Below are 24,504 nucleotides of genomic sequence, written 5' to 3'. Positions count from 1 at the left end.
TTTTGGCTCATGGCATTACGACAATTCCAAGCATTCCTTGATGATGTAGCAACTATTCGCTTGGTCATGGAAAAACGATTCGACTCCGAACATATGAGCTTCTCACTCGAATCAAATGATGCTACGTCTCAACTTTTTATCCATTCCTGTCTAGAAGTAGATAATCTCGTTATCTATTATCTAACCAGCCTCCATGCATTGACATTGGACAAGGACTATACCATCTACGACCAGGACCGTAATAAAGCTGAACTCGGCTATGGTCATATTGTTCGCTCGACACTTTTTGAACAAAGTTATACATACAATGGGCAAGACTTGGGAGCAACCTATCGACCAGAGGCAACAACCTTTAAGCTATGGGCACCGATTTCTAAGCAAGTTTTTCTTGTTCTAGAAGGAAACCCACATGCAATGACTAAGGGAGCAAAAGGAGTTTGGGAAATTACTGTTGAAGGAGACCTAGAAGCGCACAGCTATCACTATCTCCACAAAGTAAACGGTGAATGGATTTCCGTTCACGATCCCTACGCCCTGTCTTCCACAGCCAACTCAGGTGACAGCTACGTTATCAATCCAGATAAACTTCATAAAATCCGTCGTGCTAAGACCCAACGGCTTATCTCTCAGGCCATTATCTATGAAATGAGCGTCCGTGATTTCTCATGGCAAAAAGAAGCTGGTTTCAAGCATCGCAGTCAATTTCTCGGATTGACAGAGTCTCCTACCATGGATGGGATAAAGCTAGGAATGGATTACATCAGAGAACTAGGCGTTACCCATATTCAATTATTGCCTGTTTATGATTTTGGCAGTGTGGATGAAAATAAACCCCAAGCTGTTTACAACTGGGGCTACGACCCTATGCAATACAATCTGCCAGAAGGTTCTTATTCTAGCCAACCAAATGATCCTTATGCACGTATTCTAGAGCTACAAGAAGCTATTCAGGCCTACCATGATGCAGATATTTCCGTTATTATGGACGTTGTTTACAACCACGTCTATCATGCTGAAAAGTACGCATTTGAGCTCATCGTTCCAGGCTACTTCTATCGCTATGATGACCACGGCATGCGAACAGACGGGACATTCTGCGGTAACGACGTTGCCAGCGAGCGCAGTATGGTCCGCAACTACATCAAACAATCCCTTCGCCAATGGCTAGAACTCTATGGTTTTGATGGCTTCCGTTTCGACCTTATGGGTATTTTAGATAGCGAAACAATCAACCAGATTCAAACTGAATTATCTGCCATTCACCCAAATGTCTACCTCTATGGTGAAGGATGGAAAATGGCAACAGGCCTCGAATTTGAAAAGCTGGCTCACCAGTACAATGCAGAGCAGTTACCTGAAATCAGCTTCTTCAACGACGATTACCGTGATACCTTTAAGAAACTCTTGCTCAATCCAAACCGTCTAGTAGATAAGCAATTGCACGAAAAGGTACAACATCTCCTGACTGGTAGCCGATTAAGCCATTTCTTAACGCCTCAACAGTCCCTCAACTACATCGAATGCCATGATAATGCTACAGCATTTGACTATTTCCATATTGAGAATCCAAACTGGACACCTCAACAGCAAAAACGTGCTGCAAGTTTTGGTCTCCAGCTCATCTTAATCTCTCAGGGTATGGCCTTCATTCACAGCGGACAGGAATTTTTCCGTACAAAAGATGAAATAGATAATACTTACAATGTCCCTGACCGTATCAACCGTCTGGACTGGACACGAGCTATTCGCTATAAGGAACATATCGAATTCATTCAGGAATTAATTACCTTCCGTAAAAATAATCCAATACTCAGCCAGGATAACTACGAAAGTATCCAAGAAACTTGTGATTTCTACTGGTTAACTGAATATGTTCTTCGCTATCAAGTGACAAGTGAAGAAAAGACCATTCAATTTATCATCAACTTTGCGGATAGCGACTTTACCTATGAACGTGAAAAAGATAAGACAGTTCTCTACAACTATCCTCCAGTCGAAGAGCGTGATCAGCAAGAAATCACGATTGCAGGACAGAGTATTTGCATTTTAGAAGACAAATAGGACTTTAGACCGATGAAACACGATATAGTCTGAGGTATACTATAGTCAATCCTAAATATTTTTCATAATCTCCTTAAAACTCACTGGTCACACTGGTGAGTTTTTTTGTGTGACAAAAAAACAACCCAGCATAAAACTGAGTTGAGGCTCTTTACATCAATTCCATTATCTTCCGACCAATGCGTTCAATGTCATTCTGCATCCCTCTAAGTTCAAAGGTGTCTATAACAGGAAAATTAAATCGCTCAGCATATTGCTTAGCAGTCAGACAATATTGGTTGTTGAAATTTCGATTACCTGAGCCAACGACACCCAGACAGAGCTCTGCATTGGTCCCCAAAGCAATAAAATCTCCGAGAGGATTGGTCAGAATTTCCACATCTCCGTTGTCCACTCCATTTCCACCTTCTAAGTAGGTTGGTAAAAAGGCGACAAAGGGTGCATCTAGCTGATAGAAAGGAATATCCCGCTTGACCAAATCTTTAACATGGACCAGTTCAACCTCCCAGTCAGTTTGAAATTGGAAAAAGGACTTTAGGCGTTTCACAAAACTTTCTGTATTGCCACTCAAACTAATGTAAACCAAATATATTTTCTTCTTCATACATTTCCTCTTTATAATAAAAACACTACATGTAGACTGTAAATACTATTTTACTCCTACATGTAGTGTTTGTCAATCAGTCACTTTCCACAAACCGACCAATAATATTAACGTTGTCAGCTACCGATACAAAGGCTTTGGGGTCTGCCTTTTTCATAATATGCTTGAAATCATTGAACTCTGCACGAGTGATGATGGTAATGAGAATCGTCTTTTGCTCATGGTTATAAGCACCCTCAGCACCGTTGATAATGGTCACACCGCGATTGAGCTTCTTATGGATTTTCTTAATGACTCGTTCAGGATGATTGGTGATAATCATGGCCTGCATCCGTTTTTGTTTCACGAAAATCGCATCTGTCATGCGACTGGAGATAAACAGCGCAACCATTGAATACAGGGCATATTGCCAGCCAAAGGTCATCCCTGCAATCAACATAATCATAATGTTGACAATCAAGGAAATGGAGCCAACTTGACGTCCCGTCTTCTTGCGAATAATAATAGAGACAATATCAGTACCACCACTGGATACATTGTTCCTAAGCGCAAAGCCAATCCCAGTTCCCAGCATGAGACCACCGAAAATAGCATTGACTAACGGATCCGTCGTCAGGGTAACTGGCGGCATAAATTGGATAAAGAAAGAACTGAAGGATACTGTAATAAAGGTAAAGATAGTAAATTTATAACCAATTTTATACCAAGCTAAGATAAGTAAGGGGATGTTCAGACCGTAGTAGACTACCGCAATCGGTACATTCCAACCAGTGTAAGAAGCTGCCAGAGCAGAAACAATCTGTGCAAGACCAGTAACTCCAGACGAATAGACATTCCCTGGTCTAAAGAAAAAATTGACTGCAATACTAGATAGGAGTCCATAAATAATGGACCCCGATATCCGTTCAGCATATTTTTCCTGAGAAATTCCCAAAATGACCGACCAAAACTTATTCTTTCTGGCCTTTCTTAAAAAGCGTACACGCTGTTTTCTGAAAAATTTATTCATTTTCAAGTGTAATGTCTAAAGCCAATTCCTCTAATTGTGCTGAGGCAACCGTACTTGGTGCCTGCGTCATCGGATCAGATGCCTTGTTATTCTTCGGAAAGGCGATAACTTCACGAATATTATCCTCACCAGCCAATAACATGACAAAGCGGTCCAAACCGATAGCCAATCCACCGTGTGGTGGGAAGCCGTAATCCATAGCTTCAAGCAAGAAACCAAACTGCTCATGCGCATCTTCAGCTGAGAAACCAAGAGCCTTGAACATCCGTTCTTGCATGTCTTTTTGGTTGATACGAAGGCTACCGCCACCCAATTCATAACCATTCAAAACAATATCGTAGGCAACTGCACGCACTTGCGCCAAATCACCATCCAAATGGTGAGCTGTTTCTTCCGTTGGCAAGGTGAATGGGTGGTGGGCACTCATGTAGCGACCTTCTTCTTCCGACCACTCAAACATTGGCCAGTCTACAATCCAGAGGAAGTTGAATTTGCTTTCGTCAATCAAACCTTGCTCTTTTGCTAAGCGGTTACGCAAAGCTCCCAGGGTATTGTTGGTTACTTCCAATTCATCTGCCACAAAGAGGACCAGGTCCTTATCTTCAAGTTGTAAACTTGTTGTCAAGTTTTCTGTAATGTCTGTCAAGAACTTAGCAACTGGGCCCGCTAATTCTCCCTTATCAACCTTAACCCAAGCAAGTCCCTTGGCACCAAATTGTTTGGCGTATTCTGTTAATTTGTCAATGTCTTTACGTGAGTAGCTATCCGCCGCACCCTTGACTACAATTGCTTTGACAACTGGTGCTTCTGAGAAGACCTTAAAGTCAACTTCCTTGACAAGTTCTGTCAAGTCTTGCAAAAGCATCTCAAAACGAGTATCTGGTTTATCTGAACCATAGAAGTTCATAGCATGGTCATAGGCCATACGAGGGAATGGCAAGGTCACATCGATTCCTTTGGTATCTTTCAAGACCTTAGCAATCAAGCCTTCTACGATGTCTTGGATTTCAACTTCATTCAAGAATGAGGTTTCTAAGTCCACCTGTGTAAACTCAGGTTGACGGTCCCCACGCAAGTCCTCATCACGGAAACACTTAACGATTTGGTAATAACGGTCAAAACCAGCATTCATCAAAAGCTGCTTAGTAATCTGTGGACTTTGTGGCAGGGCATAGAAATGACCTTTTGACACACGAGATGGTACCAAGTAGTCGCGTGCACCTTCTGGTGTTGACTTAGTCAACATTGGCGTCTCCACATCAATAAATTCCAAGTCATCCAGATAATTGCGAATGCTGTGGGTTACAGCTGCACGTAATTTGAAGTTGTTGAGCATTTCTGGACGGCGAAGATCCAAATAACGGTAACGAAGACGGGTATCATCGCTGGCTTCAATGCCATCTTTGATTTCAAACGGAGTTGTCTTAGCCGTATTCAACACTGTTAAGCTGGTTACTTGCAGTTCAACAGCTCCTGTCGGGATATTGTCGTTAGCTTGCTCACGCTCCACAACCGTTCCTGTTACTTCGATAACAAACTCGGAACGAAGACTCTCCGCTTTTTCCATCACTTCAGCTTCAACTGACTCAGGGTTAATCACCAATTGCATAATGCCTTCACGGTCACGCAAGTCAATGAAAATCAGACCACCCAAGTCACGACGACGGCCAACCCAACCTTTCAAAGTAATTTCCTGTCCGACATGTTCTTTACGAACACGTCCAGCGTACATAGAACGTTTCATTTTCTTCCTCTTTTACTGATTTTATACCTATTCATTCTACCATAAAATGGCTGATTTTTGGGGGAAATTGCCGAGAAAAATCTAAGAAACTGTATTCACCGTCCAGCACTCCTATCTAAAGCTACTCAGCCTTAGTTTTTTCAAAATATAGTCCGTATTCCTTCAAAAAACTATCTCTTATATAACTTGACTTGTGAGTACAGGCTTAAAAAACCAGCCTTAAACGACTGGTTTAGTATAAAGCATATCTAAATGAGGAATATCGTCCTCTAGATAGACTTCTGAAACTGGCTCAAAACCTAACGAACTATAGAACTTTTCTAAATGGGCTTGGGCACCAATTTTAATCTGACTTTCTTTCCATTCGTTTGTAATAAAGTGAATTGCCTGCTCCATCATTGGTCGACCTAATCCTTTGCCACGATGACTTGACTTGATGACCACACGACCGATGGAAACTTCATCATAACTTAGACCAGCTGGCAATATTCTCAAGTAAGCTACTAACTCTCCTTCATCAGTTCCCAAAAGATGAAGACAGTTTGGATCCTTACCGTCAACTTCAGGATAGGGACAGGCTTGTTCAACAACAAAGACATCAACTCTCAGTGTCAAGATACCGTAAAGTTCCTGTAAACTTAGTTGGTCAAATGCTTTTATTTCCCACTGCATAGCTTCCTCCTAGGGCAAGATGTTGCCTGCACTTTTATATATTTCGTACCATTCTGGTCTAGTCAAGGTAATCTCACTAGCTTGTGCAATCTTGGTCAAACGTTCTGGATTCATGGACCCAACAATAGTTTGAATCTTTGCTGGATGACGCAAAATCCAAGCCACGACAATTGTTTCATGTGAAACATTGTATCGCTCTGCTATTTCCCCAATGGTCTGGTTTAAAAGAGCATAGTCAGGATGGTTGGCAAAAATACCTCGTTGCAAATCAATCAAGAAAGGAGACCAGGCTTGGATAGTGAGTTTTTTAAGCTGGCAATAATCAATCAGCCCACCATCACGCATAGTCGCAGCATCATCTTTCATATTGACATGTAATCCAGCATCAATCAAAGGCGTGTGAGCAGGAGATAGCTGCAATTGATTAACTGCAAGCGGTTGATCGAGATAGGATTGAAGTAACTCCATTTGGTAAATGTTTTGGTTGCTGACGCCGAAATGATGAACCTTCCCTGCTTTTTTCAAGAGATAAAAGGCTTCTGCCACTTCCTCTGCTTCCATTAAAGCATCTGGTCTATGCAAGGCAAGAACATCTAAATATTCTGTATCCAAACGCTTCAAAATCCCATCTACAGATTCCAAAATATACTCTTTTGAGAAATCAAAATAACCTTTACGAATGCCACATTTTGATTGGAGAAGCAGGTCCTCACGCTTGAGACCTGCCAACTTGGTGCCCTGAGCAAAGCGAATTTCTGACTCACCTCCGCCGTAAATATCTGCATGGTCGAAAAAGTTGATCCCCTGTCCAACGACTGTATCTAACACTTTAGCAGTTTCTTGCTCTGTCAGACTAGCCATTCGCATACAGCCTAAAGCAATTCGAGAAACCTGTAAACCTGTCTGTCCTAATTCTTGCATGTGTCTTCTCCTTGTAAGCGTTTTTCTTCTATTCATTATAACAGAAAAGGGAGCGGGACAGAACTCGAAAATAAAAAGAGTTCGTCGTCTCGCCCCCACACAGTTGATTAGGTCAGATTTGAAGTGTGCAACACGAATTGCTGAGATTTGCTGTGCAAATCTTATCTCCAACCTCTAACAATCTCCCAGATTGTTAGAGCCAATCAACCACTGTGCTGAGATGTTGACACTAGCTTTGAGAAGTGGCATTCAACCTCCTAGTTAAAACCATAAATTCTTTTCGCGATTTTATAGACAGCATTGGAAATTTTTCGGCCTGGATACCCGTATAGGTTAGTTAATTGCCCGAGTAACCCTTTTCGAACGATTTTAAAGAGAGCTGGATTGTTATCACGAATATAGTGCCATAATTCCTGCTTTTTCATCATGTGTTCAGCCGTTCCAGCACGATTGAGAAGGGCACAGGAGATAATGGTCGTAATCTCTACGTGATTGAGCAAATAACTCCGTAAATCAGGATTATCAATCGCCCCCAAGTCTAAATTATCTACCAAAATCCGATTGACTTTTAACTGCTGGTCAATGCGCTTAATCATGACGGATTCATTGACAGACTGGTCATTTCGCCCAATAAAGTAACGATAAAAATCTACTGGTAGATAGTACATGGTTTTCACAGCCTGTAAAGGGGTAAACACGAAAATATTATCCACATAGAAAGTATGCTCTGGTAGAACGAGACCAACCTCACGCAATAAATCTGTCCTGTAAATCAAGGAATGCATCATCATGTATTGACCCTTGGAAAAGGCACCCACATCCTCCCAACCAAAGATACGGTTCTCAGGAAGAGTGGATTGATAAGACATGGATTTTTTACGAGATTGTCCCTCTTTTTCGTAAACAAAATTGGAAATAAAGGCATCAACAGGTGTATTTGCTTCTTCTAAATCCTGTAAACTTTCCAAAATCTTCAAATAGGCCCTGGTATCGACCCAGTCATCTGAATCTACAACTTTAAAGTACTTCCCCTTGGCCTCACGTATCCCTGTATTAACAGCTCCGCCATGACCCTTATTGTCCTGATAGATGGCACGTACGTTTGAAAATTGATTCTCTAGTCCCTCTGCGATTTCCTGAGTCCAATCGGTCGAACCATCGTTGATAATCAGAATTTCAACCTTGTCACCACCCATTACAAGGGAATGAACACAGTAATGAAGGTAGGCCTCCGAATTATAACTCGGAATGGCAATGCTTAGTAAGGTCATCTTTCTCTCCATTTGACACAATTTGTTACTATTTTATCACATTTTCAGGAAAGTTGCTGAGCATTTTTATTTGTAAAAATAGACCTACTCAGACAGTTACTAAGGCATAACTTATTCACAACCTGTGGAAAAGTTGTGGACTTCTTCAACAATCTGTGGAAAACTATTGGACAAAATCTTTTTCTGTTTTAATCACTAGTTTTTCCACATCTCGACCTTGACTCCGTTTTATAATCACATCAAGATAATCAGCCAAGAAACTTCTCGGTGATGCTGCTTGCAAGGTCTGATAGACTTGGCTTGGAAATACCGTCTCATCAAGCCAAGTCTGGTCCAATTTTTCTCCTGAAAAATAAGCACGATTGGCTGGCATGATAAATTGTGAAACAGCATCTGCTGTCTCGCCATCATACCACCGTTCATCGTTCAACACATTGTGGACCATGATGTCACTGGTATTGTCAAAGACGGTTTGTAAGTACTTTACGTGATTCTGCAAATTTGGATCACTAGGTTGGTGCTTTTCTATCCACGAAGCCATATCAAGTTGAGTTTTTTGATAGTGAATGCTTGCGTCATCAAGGTTCAATTGGCCGATAATAGCTGGGTAAATAGAAAATGCTCCATTGACCACTTCAGTATAGCTGACTTGCCCCAAGTCTTCTTCAACAATATTCTGAGAATGAGTGTGTCCCGAAAAACCAAATTGAATGCCATATTGATTGAACAAGGCCTTCAAATCGGCAGCATTATCCAAAGTATAGCCTTTTGAGAGCATGACATGCTGTTGCAAGACATTATGATGGATAACAGGTATCAAGCTCACTCCAGCTTCCTTGGCTGCCTGAAGCTGTACTTCTATCCAATCCAAGGTCTCTTTTTTGATACGTCCATTGGTTGGAGGAGCTCCTTTACCGTAGCCGTCAGAGTAGATGTTACTGTCTATCATCAGAAACCAAGCATTGGAAAATGGCTTGGCCAGATAGCTCAATGAGGCTTTATCACGACTGCTGGCTTGTTGATAGCCATGATCGTCAAATATATCTGAAAATTGCTGAGCGGTGACCTGATCTGTCACTACCTGCTGATCTCCCTTAAAAGCCCTAGCCCAGCCACTGGCAATATCATGGTTGCCAGGAATGACCAAAACCTCCGTTCCTTTTTCTTCAATCTGGGTAAAATACTGCGCCAACTCAACCATGCTCTGCTTTTCACCATTGAGAGTCAAATCCCCACTGACTAGTAACAAGGACGGTTCCTCACGCTCAACCTGCTCAACCAAGGCCTCCATCCGCTCTTTTCCATAACGTAAATCCTTGCCAGCAGCTGTTTTTTCTATATAGGAAAATGCCTCTCCATCATCAAATAAATCCTGTGATAAATAATGCAAATCTGTGATAATCCAAATTTTATCCTGGTATCTTAATTCGGCCTCGACATAGGATTGCTGACGCTGGCCAGCAATAGCAGACCAAATCAAAACAATGGCTGCAATAGCTCCTAACAATAATACTATTTTCTTCTTCATACCTTAAAAGTATATCATCTTAGATGAATGACGACAATACAAAAAGAGGAGTTAGACTGTAGCCAACTCCTCATATTAAAATTTATTTCTTAGCAAATCCAGCTGCTTGTTCACCAGCCTGACGACCAAATACGATGATGTCTGCTACAGCATTACCACCAATACGGTTTTGACCATGAACACCACCAGTTACCTCACCAGCAGCATAAAGACCAGAAATTGCTGAACCGTCTGTTTTCAATACTTCAGTATTGGTATTGATTTTCACACCACCCATTGTATGGTGAACACCAGGTGCAACTTTAATCGCGTGGTAAGAACCAGTATTCAAGGCATGGTCCATACCTGATGTACGACCAAATGCCGCATCATTCTTATCTGCTACAGCCTTGTTCCAAGTATCAAGTGTTGTTTGAAGTGTATCCGCAGGTAGGTCAATTTCTTTAGCCAAATCTGCAAGTGTAGCACCCGTTTTTACAAGACCTTTTTCTTCGTATTGAGCAATAGCTTTCACACGATCTTTCAAGGCATCATCAAAGATAACATAAGCATAGTTTGGCTCTAAGCTATTGATAGCCGCAGAAACTTTATCACGAGTTTCCAATTCGTTAACAAAACGCTCACCTTTTGAGTTGACAAGGATAGCACCTTCGCCACGAACTGCTTCTGTAATCAAGTAAGAAGTTTCTTGCTCAACACTTGGGTGAATTTGGATTTGTTCCATATCAACAGTTGCTGCACCTTCTGATTCAGCAAGTGCAATACCGTCACCTGTTGAACCTTCTTGGTTAGTTGTAACATAACCTTTCAATGCTGGGTTTAATTTAGCAACCATTTCCAAATCAGCACCGAAACCACCAGTCGCCAATACAACTGCTTTAGCTGAGATTTTCTTAGTTTCACCAGCAATCTTCACTTCAACACCTGTCACAGTCCCATCCTTGTCTTGGAGTTTTTTAACATCTGCATTGACAAAAATTGGTACTTTACGTTCAACAAGATTGTGGTAAAGACCATTTACTAAGTAGCCACCAACAGCTGAACCATCTGCTGGACGGTGGGTACGTTTCTCACTCATACCACCAGTTGTAGTAAGGTTGCTAAGAGTAATTCCCATTCCATCCAACCAGTCAATTGCACTAGCAGAGTTATCTACAAGATAACGAAGTAATTCAGGACTATTTGTTCCCTTACCGCCTTTAAGTGTTTCTTCATAGAACTTATCGTTTGTATCAGCAATACCTTCCGCTTCTTGGAATTTAGTCTGTGAAGCATTCATACCAGCTGATGATTTAGCCGTATTACCACCGATAACAGGCATTTTTTCCAAGAGAGCAACACTAGCGCCAGCATCTTTAGCTGATATAGCTGCCGACATCCCTGCACCACCTGAACCAACTACGATAACATCATAGCTATCTTTCAACTCAGATGGATCTGTATATTCTTTCACAGATGCACCTGAAACAGCCTCTTCTGAAGAAGATATAGTAGACGATGAAGAAGTTGCAGTTTTGTCAGATTTTCCTCCACACGCTACCAAAAACACAACAGCAAGTAGACTCATTAGTAAGCCTAACCAAGCTTTCTTTTTCATGATAAACCTCCAATTTTTATCTGATATTAGTATTATACAAGATTGTGAAATGTTTTTCAATTTGTTTTGAAATATTTTCACAAACATGAACAAAAAATGTATGATTCAAACATCACACATTTTTACAGCTATTTACTGATTTTGAAGAGCTAAAAAGCTCGCTATTTCGGATATTGTTGCTTGGCTCCCTTTACGGAGTATTCCAGATAATTTACCTGATTTATAGTAGGTTAAGCTAGGAACCGTAGCAAGACCTTGACTCTGTCGAAATTGTTGTATTTTTCCATTCGGATCCGACTCGCTATCTAAATAGTAAATAGTCGCATGTGATTGCTCTGCTGCCTCTGTTAATTTAGGAACAAAATCACGACAATAAGGGCATGTCTCACGACCTATGTATAAAATAAATTCTTCCTCGTCTTGGACCTTTTGCTCCACTTCATCTATCGAAATAGCCTGGTAACTCTTTACAGCTTTCACGTAGTCTGATTCATTTGGTGCAGTCGCTGATTGAGATAGAAAGAATGCCCCACCTACGACCAAAATAGTCAATACCACTAGCAAAAAATACTTACGCCACATAATCCCTCCTCAAATACAGACAAAAAAGCCCTTGTAAATAGGGCTTTTAAAATATCGATACAAATCTTAGAGCATTTTGTTGTAGAATTCTACGACAAGAGCTTCGTTGATTTCTGGGTTGATTTCGTCGCGTTCTGGCAAGCGAGTCAATGAACCTTCAAGCTTTTCAGCATCGAATGATACGAAAGCTGGACGTCCAAGAGTTGCTTCAACAGCTTCAAGGATAGCTGGAACTTTGATTGACTTCTCACGAACTGAGATAACTTGACCAACTTCAACGCGGAATGATGGGATATCAACGCGTTTGCCGTCAACAAGGATGTGACCGTGGTTTACGAATTGACGTGCTTGACGACGAGTAGTTGCCAAACCAAGACGGTAAACAACGTTGTCCAAACGACGCTCCAAAAGAAGCATGAAGTTGAAACCAAGAGTACCTTGTTTGATTTTAGTAGCTTGTACGAACAAGTTACGGAATTGTTTCTCACCCAAACCGTAAGAGAAACGCAATTTTTGTTTCTCAGCCAATTGCAAACCGTATTCTGACAATTTAGAACGGTTGTTTGGTCCGTGTTGACCTGGTACGTAGTTACGACGTGCCAATTCTTTACCTGTACCTGTCAATGACAAGCCAAGACGACGAGCTTGTTTCCAAGATGGTCCTGTATAACGTGACATTTGTTATGTCCTCCTAAAAAATAAGTATTCTGTAGGAAATAACGTTTTAAGCAAACCTGATTCGTGCAGGAGGCCTTCATCGAAACAGCAACGATTACTCTTCTTGCTGACCTTCTGTTGACGAGCTTCATTTTGCCCTGCTGTTATTTCGCACAAAGAATAGTATAGCACAAAAAAAAGGCTCTGTAAAGCCTTATATAGCGATGTTTGTGTCTAAATTTTTGGGAAAGTTCAAAATCCCTTTAAAACCCTAAGAAAGCAGATAGTTTTCACTTACGAAAAAAGACCGAAACAAAGTTTTTTTCTTTGCTCCAGTCTTGACGTGATTGTTTGCTTTATGCTACAATACTGTTTGACTGATTAAGCAAAACTCTACTTTGTCTTAATCGGTGGTGTGGGAGTTAGCGCTCCTGCACCTTTTTTCGTTTTCTTTATAATATTATTGTATCACAAACCATACAAAAACACAAGCAAAACATGACGAAAAAGCCCCTAAAATCTCATTTTTTTAGCGGTATTCTATGGTTTTAGATTTTACTTTGCATGAGTCGACCATCGACCTGTCTTATGTCCTGAGTGATAACGTCTGATATTAGGTGGTTCTTCTATCTTCTTGTTGGCTCTTCCTGCGCTAAAACGCTGGTTCTGATAGGGTTGATAGGTTTTGCGCCAATCCCCAAAGAATACCTCATCCAGTTTATCTATCCTCTCCAAGAGAATCATCTTAGCCATCGTACAAGCTCCCTTAATCGACCAATACATCCCTCTATGTTTCATGCGATATGTGATTTTGCGATGCTGGCTCTCCATCACACCGACACCCTTATGAGATAAATTTCTTAGTTTAGCTGGCTTGGTATCCTTAAAGTTGCGTATCATCTTCTGTCGGAAGCTATAGTAAGTCTCATACTGCTCTTCTGTCTCAATGAGGGATTCTACCGTATCTAACACTGTGATGAGTAGAGGTTTCTTGTGAGTCTGGATAGCTTTCTGAGCTAAATTGTACAAGGTTTCTGGATAGGGTTTGAAGAAGGTCTTCAGTTTTTGATTCAGATGGTACTCATCCCAGAAATGTTCATGACGTTTAATACCAAGTGCCTTTTTGATTTCTTGAAAGGTGCGCTTGGTATACCCCTTCCCGTTATCGGAATTAGTAATAAGAATAGTTTGGTCTGTAATTTCAAAATGGTTATAGAGATAGTCTAATAGCTCTTCTTTAGCTTTCTCATGGTTAACATGAACAATCTCATGTTTATTCTCGAGTATCCACCGATCTTTTGTTACTTGCTTTACCCCCGTATGGACAAGAAAATGTGTTAGGTCAGTATTTGAACGCTCATTTCCTGATGAAGTGGTTTTGACCATCACACCATCCCCTTCTAGATATATCTTGCTTGCTTTGATTCTTTGTGGGGGTTGTTCTTCTTCCAGATAAAAGCGATAGCGCTCTTTTTCCTCTAAAAGTTGTCCAACTACTTTAGTGGCTTTCAACACAGCATCTTTCGTTACTCCAATACGGTAAGCATCACAGATAGTTCTACAAACTTCTCTATAAGATAGTTTTGAGGCATGTTTGGCCATATGAAAAATTAGCTCTGGAGAGTAACGCATATATTTTTCGAGACCTAACCACTCATCTACTGGATAAAGAGTTTTCTGCCCTCTTCGCCAGCGGTTTCGTGAGAAGGTGATTTCTCCGAAAGTGAAGAGGACTGTTCGCTCCGTTGCATCGACTCTTTTATAGCCATTCTGTCGCATAGTTGGAGCGATAGAATCATCATAATCCCGAATTCGTTTTAAAAACTCCTGTCTACAGTATTCATCCATTTCTGTCACAAAATTACGTTCATCAAATCTCATACAATCCATTGTACTGGATTTGAAAAGCATTGAAAACCCATGAAAGTAAGTTTCAGATATTGTCATCAATGGTCTTTACAGAAACAATATTTAGTGGCATACTATTTTTTAGGTTGTCTTGGTAAAAAATTCTGAATTAAGCACACAGCCATAGGCAACTATGCTTCCCGAAAAAACGGGGAGCATTTTTTAGTTTAGCAAACCTCACTTAGGAAATTCTTTCCGTAAGTCATCTATAGAATTTTTTCATCCGACATAGCCTTATGAGTCTGCTCTCTTACACGGACCACATCTTGCAGTTCACGGTAATTAGTATACTCTCTCAAAGTGTCGTCGAAAAATTCTTGAAGCGCTCCTTTTTCAATATCATACTGTTGGATGAGTTGTGAAATATCCGATAGGCTGATGTCCTTTGGCAGCCCCATCTCATCCAATAGTTGGAGTGCGGACAATGTATTTTCTGGAGTTTTTTCTAAGGCAAGAAGTGCACCCTCGATTTTATGATAACGGGCTAAGCGACTGTCCAAGCGTTTCAGTTCTTTATCCACGTCAGCTATTTTCTGATTAAAGCGTTCCTCCAAATGGCTAAACTGCTCTCCATCTGTCACACCATGTTGCACTAGGAAATTATATTCCTTAACCAGTTCTTGCATGGATGAAATATGAGGATTTTTTGTAATGAGCACCTCACCATTTTGTTTAGCCAACTGTCTCGCTACAGTCACCCCCATCATGTACCGATTCTTCTCGGAGTAGTCAGGATTGAGAAAATAAAAATAATCTTTTTCCTTAATGTAGATGGTATATGAACCATCTTCTTTTTTATCGACTTTATGAGAAGGAATCAGGATGGCTCCACTATCTAAGGCACCCATATCCAGTTGAAGATAAATCCCCTTTGGACTTTCTTGTTCGACTTGCCAAGAAGCTACATCGAGTTTCAATTCAAAATCCAGTTCTTTTTCTTCTTTATACTGTTGGTACATTTCTTTTATACTCGAGGTAGAAAATGTAAGTTGATTTTTTGAGACTCTCTCCTTAATTTTTTCAAGGGCGTAGAGTCTTTTCTTGGATAAAGTGTCGTCCCTGGTATTTCTTTCTTGGAGCTTCCCATCCAAAGGAGTCAGTAAGCGGTATTTGACAAACTTCCCTGAAAAATCAACATGCAGATCCATAGCTTTTGCTTTTTCTTTGAAATCTTCTAACGAGGTAGAATGTTTCAAGAGGAAGTCAAGACGTTGTTTTAACTCATAACGAAAATTATTTTGCCTACGCCAGGCAGAATATTTGGTATAAGAATTTTTCATCGCTGGCTCAATAATTTTTGCGCCATATTTAGCCGCATGTTTATCTGAAATAGCCCGTAGATTTTTTAGAGTATTTTTCTGCCAACGTAATTTTTTTAACGTTGAGCTGTTGGTCGTATTGATGATGATATGATTGTGCAGGTGGTCTCTATCTGTATGAGTCGCAATCACAAATTGATAATCTGGTCCTAGAAACTCAAGCATGGTTTTCCGACCAATCTCATGAACCTGTTCTGGAGTTAGATTATCTTCTGGCGAGAATGATTGGATAATATGATGGGCAAGCACTTGTTTATTGTCTGTCAATTCTTTTAAATCATCGTCTCCTTTATGAAAGGCTGCGGCTAGTTTTGTGAGAATCATTTCCTCATCTGCAATAGATACATCCTCAATCTGATGACCAGAAACCAATTGAAAATGTAATTTCCCATTTTTCGATACAATTGGGAAGGGGAAAGCAGTTTTTGTTTTCATAGGCAGAACTGTTTTAGCTTCTTTTAGTATATAGGTGACTGCACGTTTCAGATTAGCTGTAGTCTTAATTTGGATTGGTGGTTTAATAGCTACCATTCATCTATATCCATCCTTACTATTCGTTTTCGCGCTTGGAGACTTTGTTTCTCCTCGCTTGACAATTTGACTGAAACCATTTCTCGAATTTCCGTTAGATGACCCAAGACTTGTTCTAACATCTCAGTAGAGGTGTGTTGGTCCTCATTGGCCTGCTTGGCTATTTGGTTGATGTTGGACCCAATTCGATTGATAGCTACTCGAAGAGCTTTCAACTCTGGAAAATCAATTTGAACTAATTGACCATGGATCAATTGATTTTTGGCATAGTACTGGAAAGACTCCACTCCCATCTGTTCCATGTTCTTTTTTATTTGTCGGTCCTCGTCTGGTGTGAGACGAAATAGTTTCTGAATATATCGTTTTCTATTTTCTTTCTTGTGTACCATTTATTTTTTTCTCTCCTGGTAAAAACCATACTTTTATAATGAGGCTCCCACCCCTACCTTTCTTCCGGCAAGCGTAGCAAATGGATATCCATTTGCGATTTTTAAAAAAGTCAGAGAAGGTCAAAAATATATTTTTCCCTTCTCTCCTTTTTCATTTTTGGGGAAGACCCCAAGCCCCTAGTGCTCACTTTTTGAGCAGCACTTCTCAAAAAATTGATTGTTTTTTTAACGGCTTCCTCTTAAAAAATGTGTTGCTTTGGAGAAAAAGCCAACTGATTTTTTACTGGAGGTCTCCTCGTTTTTGATTTTGTTTTGAAGAATAGTTTCTGCTAATTGACCTCGTTGTCCGTCCGTTAATGGGTCAAATAATGAGTGCCCAATTTGAAGTTCTGTAATGAGAATGGTTTCTCTTAAGACCTCTTGAAATTCCTCATCGCTGACTTCTTGAAGGACTCTTTTGTTTTCTTCCATCCAGTCAGACAATGAAGGTTCTTGTAGTAAGAAGTCATCCTCTTCTTCGAGTTTGGCTAAAATGATTTGTCGTGTCAGACGATGTGCTTCTGGATTAATTGCTTGAACTATATCTCCATCCAATACTGGAACGAAGTCAGATAGGATGAGAATGAGTTGGTGTTCTTGTGTTGGTGTCATGATACATTTCCTCCTTGATGATGAGTTGTTTTTAAGGTGACCTTAGGCGGTGTTGGAACATCTCGATTGGTCATTTCGAGATACCCTTTTCCTTTTTTGAGGTAGCTTCTGCTTGCCTCTTTTCCTGTAATTCTTTGAGTTGTTTGTCTGATTGTTCTTTAAAGTGATTTAATTTATTTTCAAACTGATGTTGGGTTTGTTTAACTTGGGATAAACGTAAGACCTCCATTTCCTTATCCATGCGCTCAATCAAACTTTTAGCTTCTTGTTGGACAATATCGAGCTGTGCCTCTAGGTCTCTCAGCGTGTCTTTGTCTTGTGACCAGCTCGCTAAGTAACCGAAGGAATAGTTAGAAGTATCCAGTCCATAGTAAGACGCAACTACGTACGCAACGCTTTCTGCTTGGAGTTCTGCGGTACTTCTTGTCAGTTGGTCCTTCTGTGGATGATCCTTGTGATGGAGTTCAGAATGAGCCGTCTCATGTAGGAAGGTTTTGATGAGTTGCGACTTATTCATCCCAACTTTATTTAAAACGATTTGGTGGTTGGCTGTGTCATAATATCCTTTCCTACTTTCCTCCAATTCCTCGAAACGAACGGAAACATGATTGTTTTTTGCAATCGTCATCAGGGTTCGATAAAGGTTGCCGTAGTCCTGATCGGTTAGTTGGTCCTTGACATCTGAAACAGCTTTTGGCATCTCTTTTCCGTCTGTTTGACTGACATCGAAGACCGCAGCTTTGAGACGGAAGGTGGTCCCTATTTCTGGTTTTCCATCCTTATCTAAGATAGGTTGATTGTTCTCATCTTTCTTGATGTAGGTGATAGGAACAAATATACGAAGAGCCTTCTCCCCTTTTTTAACATGGCGACCAAATGTTTCTTTCCATTGCTTAAAGGAAGCAACTTGACTAGCTGTTGGCTGTTGGGCAAGAATGAGACGAAGGTTGCGACTGGAGTAGTTGTTCAGTTGACTCATCTTAGTTAAGTAGTCTTTGTATTTATCTGAATCAAGATACTCTTTAATGCCGTCTTTTAGGTGACGGTTTAAGCCAGCGATGTCTTGATTTTGGATTAAGTTTGCGACAACTAGGCTACTGTCTTCTACCACTTGTTCTTCTCTTTCTTCTTGGTGTTTCGTAGCTGGTTGAGAGCGAAAATCGTAAGGGTTGCTTCCTTGTTTTTTCTCCTCTTCATCTGAAATACCATCCGCATCCGAATCCATTATGGAGACTGGTAGAGCCGGTTCATCGTGTAGTCTGTCAGAAGAAAGGCTTGGTATTTTTTTCTCTTCTTCTATCGTTTGTGAGGTCGAGAGAGTTTCATATTGTTTATTTTTTAGGACGGTCATCATAGACTGTCCACCATCTTTTACATAGTCTGGATGGATAGATAGTTGTTCGATAATGTCGTCTCGTTCACGATAGACTCCCAGGACAACTTGTTCTTTCCCTTCTAGTTCTACAGATAGTTTTTCTTTTATTCGCATGATGGAAGCAGGAACCCCAACGCCATCTACATCTCGAATAGCTAGCAACAAATCTTCATCATCTGTCTTGATTGCTTGTTCCAAATCAATCTTATGAAACTTCTCTACCGTTGATAAGTCATTAAAGACAAAGGCTTGAGATGACAGAATATCTGGCAATAGTGGCAATACCATGGATTTATCTTTGATGGAATGTGAAACTTGTATATTGCCATAATCCCCCTGTCCATTCGCAAAATCATAGACAACTTGCTTCATCTCAGTTCCCTTAGGAGAGATACCTGTCAGGTGTGCAAAATTTTCATCAGAGAATTGCACGTCTAGTCGCCCAATGCCGTCTCTATCTTGATAGAGATAGGTAATTGTACTTCCCGCCAGTTCATTCAAATACCACTGAGCCGTTGCTTGTAATCCTGGTGCAAATTTATTGAGCCGCCTCAATTCGCCATCGGTAATCACATGGTAACCTGGTTTAAGAGTTGACATCCACTCTCCTTTAGTGGTAAACTTTAAGGGAGCAATGACAGGAAAATCAGGTTGTGATTCGTTCACAACAGGCTTCGATGCTGTCCTTGGAGAAATATCTCCTAAAGAATCGGGATTGCGATGTAAATCGCCCGCATTGCTAATAGGCTCTTGACCTCGGTCAGGAGCTTTTTCTTTTTCCATATGGTCTTTTTGATTAACTAGCTTACCATTTACATCTAACAAGCCTTTTTCATGAGAGAGATCTGCTAAATCTTGAAACGAAAGACTAGCCAGCGGACTATCCTCAAATCCATGGCTCAAATAGAGACTAGGGTCAATATATCTTTCGACGAAATCTTTAAGCGGTTGTAAAGATATATCTCTAAGGTCCGAATTAAGGGCTTCTAAGCGAGCTTCATCTCCACCAGACCATATATCAATACCCTCCATGACTTCCTGAAGAGAATACTTTTGTACCAGTTCTAGTGATTTGGCAAACATCGTCTTATCAAAAGTAGAATGGAAGGCTTCTTCTTCCTTCTCAGCAATTCGATCCATATTCTGAGCGCTATCACGATAGACAGCCAACGGCAATTTGGGGTTATAACCAAATTTTTCTTGCAGTAGCTCAATCCCCATCACAGTTTGATCGCTTGGTAACGGGAATGGTTTCCCATAGTGTTTATCAAAAAACTTAAGTAGAGACTGATACTGTTCCTCAGGGGATAACTCTCGTAATTCTGGGTGGCTGGAAGCAAACTCCATATTCCTAATCCGATAAGAAAGATACTCTACTCCTTCTTCAGTAAATTCATAGCTCGTCGTTACATTGGGTATTAGGGTTTTAAAAAATTCGCTAATATGGGTTCTTTCGTTTTCTGTTAAAGCACGAAAAGTATCTGGACGAGTAGAGTGACTAAGGCTTGTTAGTTGCTCTGTCAGGAATTGTTTTAATTCATCTTTTTCTTTACCAAGTTCAATAATCTGATCCAGCAATGCAGTAAGCTGGGACTGATTTAAGCGTTTATCTAAAATTTCAATAGTAAATTCTTCCGGATAGGACGAGAGCGAGGTGTGACCTAGTTCATTGACCATTTCTTCAATGTTAGGGTGATTAATCAAGTCATTAAAATCTAGCGTATCTATGTGCTCTTTATCTCTGTAAAGCTTCACCTCGATACCAAGTTCTTTATTTTTATCTTCGACATAAGAAGGAATATCAAAATCTGTATCAATCTGTCTTATCTGCTCTAAATGTGCTGGCGAAAGGATTCTGTTAAGTCGTTCAGATATAGACTCCCCTTCCAATCCTACATCATAACGGAAACGCTCAACTAACATCTGCCCATCTGCGGTTCTAAGTCCGAACCAAGTACCCCCATCATTCGAAAAGGAAACAGTTGGTCCTGTGCGAGGGTTCTCATTAAAAAGTTTGGCATTTTTAGGATAAAGAATGCTAACAAACTCTGTGTATGGGATAATTTCTCCTGAGGAGTATCGGGATAGTAGTGGTTCGTCAGAACTATGGAAAATAACTTCTATTTCAGATTCGCGAAGCTCTGTTTCTCGCATTCTTTCGCTAATTTGTTTATCCAATTGTTCGATTTTTTGGTACACAGATAGAATCTCAGACTGTTCTACTCGCTGAGTATCTAGTGCTAAGGAAAGCCGTTTGGCAAATAGTTGATCTAAGTCGGTTGTGAGGAATGGTTCGACTACGGCTTCTAATTCAGACGCTAACGTGGGAGGGGATGGAAGTTGTAGCTGTTCCTGTACAGTAGCGGCCATCCTCTCAATCCAATCGAAATAATGTTCTTCTGCTGTTTTTGTTTTTTTAGACTTTGTTTCCTTTCGGTGTGGTTCAACTTCTTTGTTTTGAGTGAGACGTTTGCTTTGATGTTCCATTAGTTGTCCTTTCTTTTTTAGCTGGAGATAAGCGTTCCAGTCCATTTTCTTCTCATTAGTTGCTAGAGGTGGTCTTCCGTCAACAACTGGGATTTTTTTCTCCTGTAGCTGATCAATAAAGTCTTGACCAGCCTTATCATTGTCTACCGCAAGAGTGAGGAAATCCTGATGGTTGTTATCATGAAACAAATTCGTTAAACGGGCTGTTTCAGATAGAAAGTTTGACGCTTGACGTAAGTCTTTCGATTGTGTGTAGTCCAAAACGACTTCCTTTGCGGCTCCTCTTTCCTGGAGAACTTCCATGGCATAGCGAGACAGTGTTCCTTCCTTTAAACCATCCATCGCAACTAAACGGACATCCTCTAATTCATCCTTATGGAGCTCATAATAGCTCATAAGGTCAATTGGAGCTTCTGCTACGATTAGACGCTTAGGAGAGCCAATAGCTACGTTTAAACCGGCGACTCCTTCTGATTGATACATGATTTTCTTGAGGTAGCCCTTGCCTTCATGACGATCTGGGAAAGGAGAAAGGCCTTGTAGGCTCGCTCCGACAATGTGGTGGTTGCGATCCAAAAATTTAAAGACTAGGACGTCCTCCACGTAGCCATCCCTATCTCGGTAGCTTGCTTCTGCCAGCACTCCCTTTTCCAAGAAGAAATCAATCGTCTCATCTGACAAGCCTCTCGCCTCTTTGAGGTAGCTTCTTGCTTTTCTAAAGGGTTTCTCGTAAGGGGCTAACGTGTACCTAAAGGGTTTACGCTCTTCTTCTACAATGGTGGCTTCAGGAAAATTTCCTGTTTCTAGAAAAATCATCGCTTCCTTATAGCTCACCCCTTTTATTTCTTGAACTAAGTTGATGGTATCCCCATATTTCCCAGTTCGAGAATACCAGTTCCAGGTATTTTTTACCGTATTGATTTTAAATGAGTCGTGTTCGTTCCAGTAATATTCCTTGTGCGAGCTACGTTCCATCTCCATTCCGAGGCGTTTTGCGACCTCTAAGATGGACAGAGCCTTGGCTTGTGCTTTTGTAAAGACCATACTTATTCTCCTTTTAGTAATCGACGAAACCGTTCGTATTCTTCTTTTGTAGCTTCTAATGGATAAGCTAGAAGAGGTTCTGTTCGGTCTCTTGTTAGAAAGAGATGAGGAGCCAATTGATAGAAGGTTGCCTCGTCTGCCGTCTGAATGAGTTTCCAGATACTTGGGTGTTCCACAGTCAAATCTTCTGTTTCTAGTGCCAAGACCTGGCAAATACTTTCAAAATAGCCTAGTCTTACCTGTGTCTCTGTCATTTCTTCTTCCTTTCTACTTAAGCTGCGGTTAGCTGTTCAAATGTTGAGGTCACATCATCTGTATATAGCAATAGTCCGTCAATATCTGTTCCCAATCGAACATAGTCATACCAATTCTCATCCTGTGGAGAATGAGCAATCTCTACGTGCCTTGGGTGGTCATAGACACTGGCCTTCTGATCTTTAAAGACATGTTGTTTGGAGATAAAGACCAAGCCTTCCTCAATACCGATACGAGCCACCTCATCTGGTGTCAATAGAGGACGGCCTTGGATTTGCTTATTTTCTCCAGAGGAACCATTGCGATAGCTATGTGTTTTTGAAGTGGAGCGAGTGCGTATCGTCTGCTTCCCACTCCTGGTCGAGTAGTATTCCATGGTGTCCTTGTCGTTAGTCCCTAAAAAGACATGGGTTGCGCAGTTATTAAAGATTGTTTTCCAGTCACTCTTATAAAGGGACTCCAATTGGTTCACGGCTTGGATAATGATTTTAATGGACATCTCTCGGCTTCGAATAGACGAAAGAACTTGGGCAAAGTTTGGAATCCGGCCAATTTGCGCAAATTCATCTAAGATAAACTGAATATGTCTTAAATTCTGTCTGCTATAACCTGGAACCTTTCCTTGTAAAATGGCATCTGCCTTATGGGTCAGCACTTCAAAGCCGACCGCAAAGAGGATAGAAGATAAGAAGTTAAAGGCGTTATTGGTTTCAGGAATCGCAATAAAGACAGCGGTCTTATGGGTGTTCCAGGTATCCATTTCCATCGTATCGGTGCTAATTAAGTTTCTGACATCCTGGTGATCAAAGATGGAATAACGAGCTGATAGAATCGCAACGACACTGTTTCGAGTCTCGCCTTTAAAGTTCTGAAAGAGTTTCCACTGCTTATAGGCATAGTTACCTGGTTGGTGTTCTTCTAGCTCTTCAAACATCTGCTCAACTGGGCTTGGATTATCCGGATCTTCTCGGTACAGATGACGTAAGAGGTCGGCCACGTGCCCCAAATGAGGGGTGTAGTGAGAAACACCTGTTTTCGGATCCTTAGAATCAAAATAAAGATAACCAATGAGTGCCCGTTGTAACATGAGTTCTGCCTGTACCCAGAAATCTTCTCCCATATGTTCACTCTTTTTTGTTCCTTCCGTAATAGCTTCTGAGATTCGGTCAATATCCAGCTCAGACCTCATATACTCAAATACATTAAAGCGATCGGAGTTTGTTAGGCGGATGAGGTCAAAAACCTTGACCGCATAGCCATGCTTTTCTAACATCTTACCGGTTTCGTGGACCAGGTTTCCTTTGGGATCTGTGACCACAAAATTAGAGTTCAACTGCATGAGATTAGGCAATACAAAAGTAAAGGTTTTTCCGTCCCCTGGAAGACCAATGACAATCACATTTTTATTGAGTTGGACATGATAGGCTAAGCGAAAATTAAAGAGACCCATCTTAGCTCGTTTGGTGAAAATCATGTTCTTGTCTATTTCTCTATCCTCAAAACGCTTCATCTCTTTTAAGGTCGCAAAGCGAGCACTCCCTTGTTCTTCTCCTGTTCGATAGACCTGTCTGTCTCCTGAGACATAGGCCAATAAGGGAAGAAGAAAACCAAGGAGACCTACATATAGGAAGTGTGGTTCAAGTGAGAAGGTCAAAGAGAATTGTTCTATATGTTCCACTAACCACCTCATCCGAAGCATCCCCATAAAGGGAACAGCTTCTGTCGACAGGAGGTAATAGCGATAGAGGGATTGGAAACAAAGACATAAGAAAAGAGACTGGGCAAAAACTAGCCAGTAAATAAAAAACACAGATAGATTCAAGCTGATTCTGATGAAATTCAGCCGAACTGTCTGTGTTTTTCTTTCTGCTTCTACTATCTTGGACTAATTTCTTCGCC

Annotated in this window: 18 protein-coding genes; 1 reads left to right on the top strand and 17 read right to left on the bottom strand. The window is 40.8% G+C overall.

Features of this window, described 5'->3' with window-relative positions:
- Positions 1-9 precede the first annotated feature (9 nt).
- Positions 10-2,061, top strand: a complete 2,052-nt coding sequence (pulA, locus tag ODU34_RS05725; RefSeq protein WP_105178890.1) for a type I pullulanase — start codon at positions 10-12, stop codon at positions 2,059-2,061.
- Between the two features lie 151 nt (positions 2,062-2,212).
- On the opposite strand, the gene nrdI is transcribed toward pulA, so the two are convergent.
- The 17 genes from nrdI to ODU34_RS05640 form a co-directional block, all read right to left on the bottom strand.
- Positions 2,213-2,665 (bottom strand): class Ib ribonucleoside-diphosphate reductase assembly flavoprotein NrdI, encoded by a 453-nt coding sequence (gene nrdI / locus ODU34_RS05720; RefSeq protein WP_044758456.1) that lies wholly within the window; start codon positions 2,663-2,665, stop codon positions 2,213-2,215.
- Positions 2,666-2,741: 76 nt separating this feature from the next.
- Positions 2,742-3,680, bottom strand: coding sequence for a YitT family protein (locus ODU34_RS05715; RefSeq protein ID WP_079396488.1), 939 nt, complete (start codon positions 3,678-3,680; stop codon positions 2,742-2,744).
- Entirely contained in the window at positions 3,667-5,418 is a 1,752-nt protein-coding gene (aspS, locus tag ODU34_RS05710) for an aspartate--tRNA ligase (RefSeq protein ID WP_105178891.1), read from the bottom strand. Before aspS ends, ODU34_RS05715 begins: the two co-directional genes overlap by 14 nt.
- A 219-nt stretch (positions 5,419-5,637) precedes the next feature.
- Positions 5,638-6,090, bottom strand: coding sequence for a GNAT family N-acetyltransferase (locus ODU34_RS05705; RefSeq protein WP_105178892.1), 453 nt, complete (start codon positions 6,088-6,090; stop codon positions 5,638-5,640).
- A gap of 9 nt (positions 6,091-6,099) precedes the next feature.
- Positions 6,100-7,011, bottom strand: coding sequence for an aldo/keto reductase family oxidoreductase (locus ODU34_RS05700; protein ID WP_105178893.1), 912 nt, complete (start codon positions 7,009-7,011; stop codon positions 6,100-6,102).
- A gap of 257 nt (positions 7,012-7,268) precedes the next feature.
- The gene (locus ODU34_RS05695; protein ID WP_169051014.1) at positions 7,269-8,282 is read right to left on the bottom strand and encodes a glycosyltransferase family 2 protein; all 1,014 of its coding nucleotides are present in this window, start codon (positions 8,280-8,282) and stop codon (positions 7,269-7,271) included.
- A gap of 163 nt (positions 8,283-8,445) precedes the next feature.
- Complete coding sequence (locus ODU34_RS05690; protein ID WP_105178895.1) at positions 8,446-9,810, bottom strand: metallophosphoesterase; 1,365 nt, start codon at positions 9,808-9,810, stop codon at positions 8,446-8,448.
- An 82-nt stretch (positions 9,811-9,892) separates the two neighbouring features.
- A complete protein-coding gene (locus tag ODU34_RS05685; RefSeq protein ID WP_105178896.1) occupies positions 9,893-11,407 on the bottom strand; it encodes a flavocytochrome c in 1,515 nt (504 codons plus the stop codon).
- A gap of 132 nt (positions 11,408-11,539) precedes the next feature.
- Positions 11,540-11,989 (bottom strand): thiol reductase thioredoxin, encoded by a 450-nt coding sequence (locus ODU34_RS05680; protein WP_105147625.1) that lies wholly within the window; start codon positions 11,987-11,989, stop codon positions 11,540-11,542.
- A gap of 66 nt (positions 11,990-12,055) precedes the next feature.
- A complete protein-coding gene (rpsD, locus tag ODU34_RS05675; RefSeq protein ID WP_024407736.1) occupies positions 12,056-12,667 on the bottom strand; it encodes a 30S ribosomal protein S4 in 612 nt (203 codons plus the stop codon).
- A gap of 534 nt (positions 12,668-13,201) precedes the next feature.
- The gene (locus tag ODU34_RS05670; RefSeq protein WP_162841324.1) at positions 13,202-14,527 is read right to left on the bottom strand and encodes an ISLre2 family transposase; all 1,326 of its coding nucleotides are present in this window, start codon (positions 14,525-14,527) and stop codon (positions 13,202-13,204) included.
- Positions 14,528-14,760: 233 nt separating this feature from the next.
- Entirely contained in the window at positions 14,761-16,404 is a 1,644-nt protein-coding gene (locus tag ODU34_RS05665) for a relaxase/mobilization nuclease domain-containing protein (RefSeq protein WP_024412025.1), read from the bottom strand.
- Positions 16,398-16,793 carry a plasmid mobilization protein gene (locus ODU34_RS05660; protein ID WP_105183386.1) on the bottom strand — a complete coding sequence of 132 codons (396 nt, stop codon included), beginning with the start codon at positions 16,791-16,793 and terminating at the stop codon, positions 16,398-16,400. Before ODU34_RS05660 ends, ODU34_RS05665 begins: the two co-directional genes overlap by 7 nt.
- A 225-nt stretch (positions 16,794-17,018) precedes the next feature.
- On the bottom strand, positions 17,019-17,444 hold the full coding sequence (locus tag ODU34_RS05655; protein ID WP_024395629.1) for a hypothetical protein: 426 nt from the start codon (positions 17,442-17,444) through the stop codon (positions 17,019-17,021).
- Positions 17,445-17,514: 70 nt separating this feature from the next.
- Entirely contained in the window at positions 17,515-22,350 is a 4,836-nt protein-coding gene (locus tag ODU34_RS05650; RefSeq protein WP_238144833.1) for a PBECR4 domain-containing protein, read from the bottom strand.
- 2 nt (positions 22,351-22,352) lie between these two features.
- Positions 22,353-22,604 (bottom strand): hypothetical protein, encoded by a 252-nt coding sequence (locus tag ODU34_RS05645; protein WP_105183387.1) that lies wholly within the window; start codon positions 22,602-22,604, stop codon positions 22,353-22,355.
- A gap of 17 nt (positions 22,605-22,621) precedes the next feature.
- Entirely contained in the window at positions 22,622-24,415 is a 1,794-nt protein-coding gene (locus tag ODU34_RS05640) for a VirD4-like conjugal transfer protein, CD1115 family (protein WP_398578407.1), read from the bottom strand.
- Positions 24,416-24,504 lie beyond the last annotated feature (89 nt).

The organism is Streptococcus sp. 2018WUSS126, assembly GCF_044427425.1.
GTDB classification, from domain to species: Bacteria; Bacillota; Bacilli; order Lactobacillales; family Streptococcaceae; genus Streptococcus; species Streptococcus hashimotonensis.
This window is presented reverse-complemented; position numbering and strand designations above follow the sequence as displayed.

What these genes read in the sequence shown, in the direction of transcription:
- pulA (WP_105178890.1), top strand. Translation starts at nt 10, where the DNA reads ATGGCATTACGACAATTCCAAGCATTCCTTGATGATGTAGCAACTATT.
- ODU34_RS05685 (WP_105178896.1), bottom strand. Translation starts at nt 11,407, where the DNA reads ATGAAAAAGAAAGCTTGGTTAGGCTTACTAATGAGTCTACTTGCTGTT.
- ODU34_RS05680 (WP_105147625.1), bottom strand. Translation starts at nt 11,989, where the DNA reads ATGTGGCGTAAGTATTTTTTGCTAGTGGTATTGACTATTTTGGTCGTA.
- ODU34_RS05670 (WP_162841324.1), bottom strand. Translation starts at nt 14,527, where the DNA reads ATGAGATTTGATGAACGTAATTTTGTGACAGAAATGGATGAATACTGT.
- ODU34_RS05705 (WP_105178892.1), bottom strand. Translation starts at nt 6,090, where the DNA reads ATGCAGTGGGAAATAAAAGCATTTGACCAACTAAGTTTACAGGAACTT.
- aspS (WP_105178891.1), bottom strand. Translation starts at nt 5,418, where the DNA reads ATGAAACGTTCTATGTACGCTGGACGTGTTCGTAAAGAACATGTCGGA.
- ODU34_RS05645 (WP_105183387.1), bottom strand. Translation starts at nt 22,604, where the DNA reads ATGACAGAGACACAGGTAAGACTAGGCTATTTTGAAAGTATTTGCCAG.
- ODU34_RS05650 (WP_238144833.1), bottom strand. Translation starts at nt 22,350, where the DNA reads ATGGTCTTTACAAAAGCACAAGCCAAGGCTCTGTCCATCTTAGAGGTC.
- ODU34_RS05655 (WP_024395629.1), bottom strand. Translation starts at nt 17,444, where the DNA reads ATGACACCAACACAAGAACACCAACTCATTCTCATCCTATCTGACTTC.
- rpsD (WP_024407736.1), bottom strand. Translation starts at nt 12,667, where the DNA reads ATGTCACGTTATACAGGACCATCTTGGAAACAAGCTCGTCGTCTTGGC.
- ODU34_RS05690 (WP_105178895.1), bottom strand. Translation starts at nt 9,810, where the DNA reads ATGAAGAAGAAAATAGTATTATTGTTAGGAGCTATTGCAGCCATTGTT.
- ODU34_RS05695 (WP_169051014.1), bottom strand. Translation starts at nt 8,282, where the DNA reads ATGACCTTACTAAGCATTGCCATTCCGAGTTATAATTCGGAGGCCTAC.
- ODU34_RS05665 (WP_024412025.1), bottom strand. Translation starts at nt 16,404, where the DNA reads ATGGTAGCTATTAAACCACCAATCCAAATTAAGACTACAGCTAATCTG.
- ODU34_RS05700 (WP_105178893.1), bottom strand. Translation starts at nt 7,011, where the DNA reads ATGCAAGAATTAGGACAGACAGGTTTACAGGTTTCTCGAATTGCTTTA.
- ODU34_RS05660 (WP_105183386.1), bottom strand. Translation starts at nt 16,793, where the DNA reads ATGGTACACAAGAAAGAAAATAGAAAACGATATATTCAGAAACTATTT.
- nrdI (WP_044758456.1), bottom strand. Translation starts at nt 2,665, where the DNA reads ATGAAGAAGAAAATATATTTGGTTTACATTAGTTTGAGTGGCAATACA.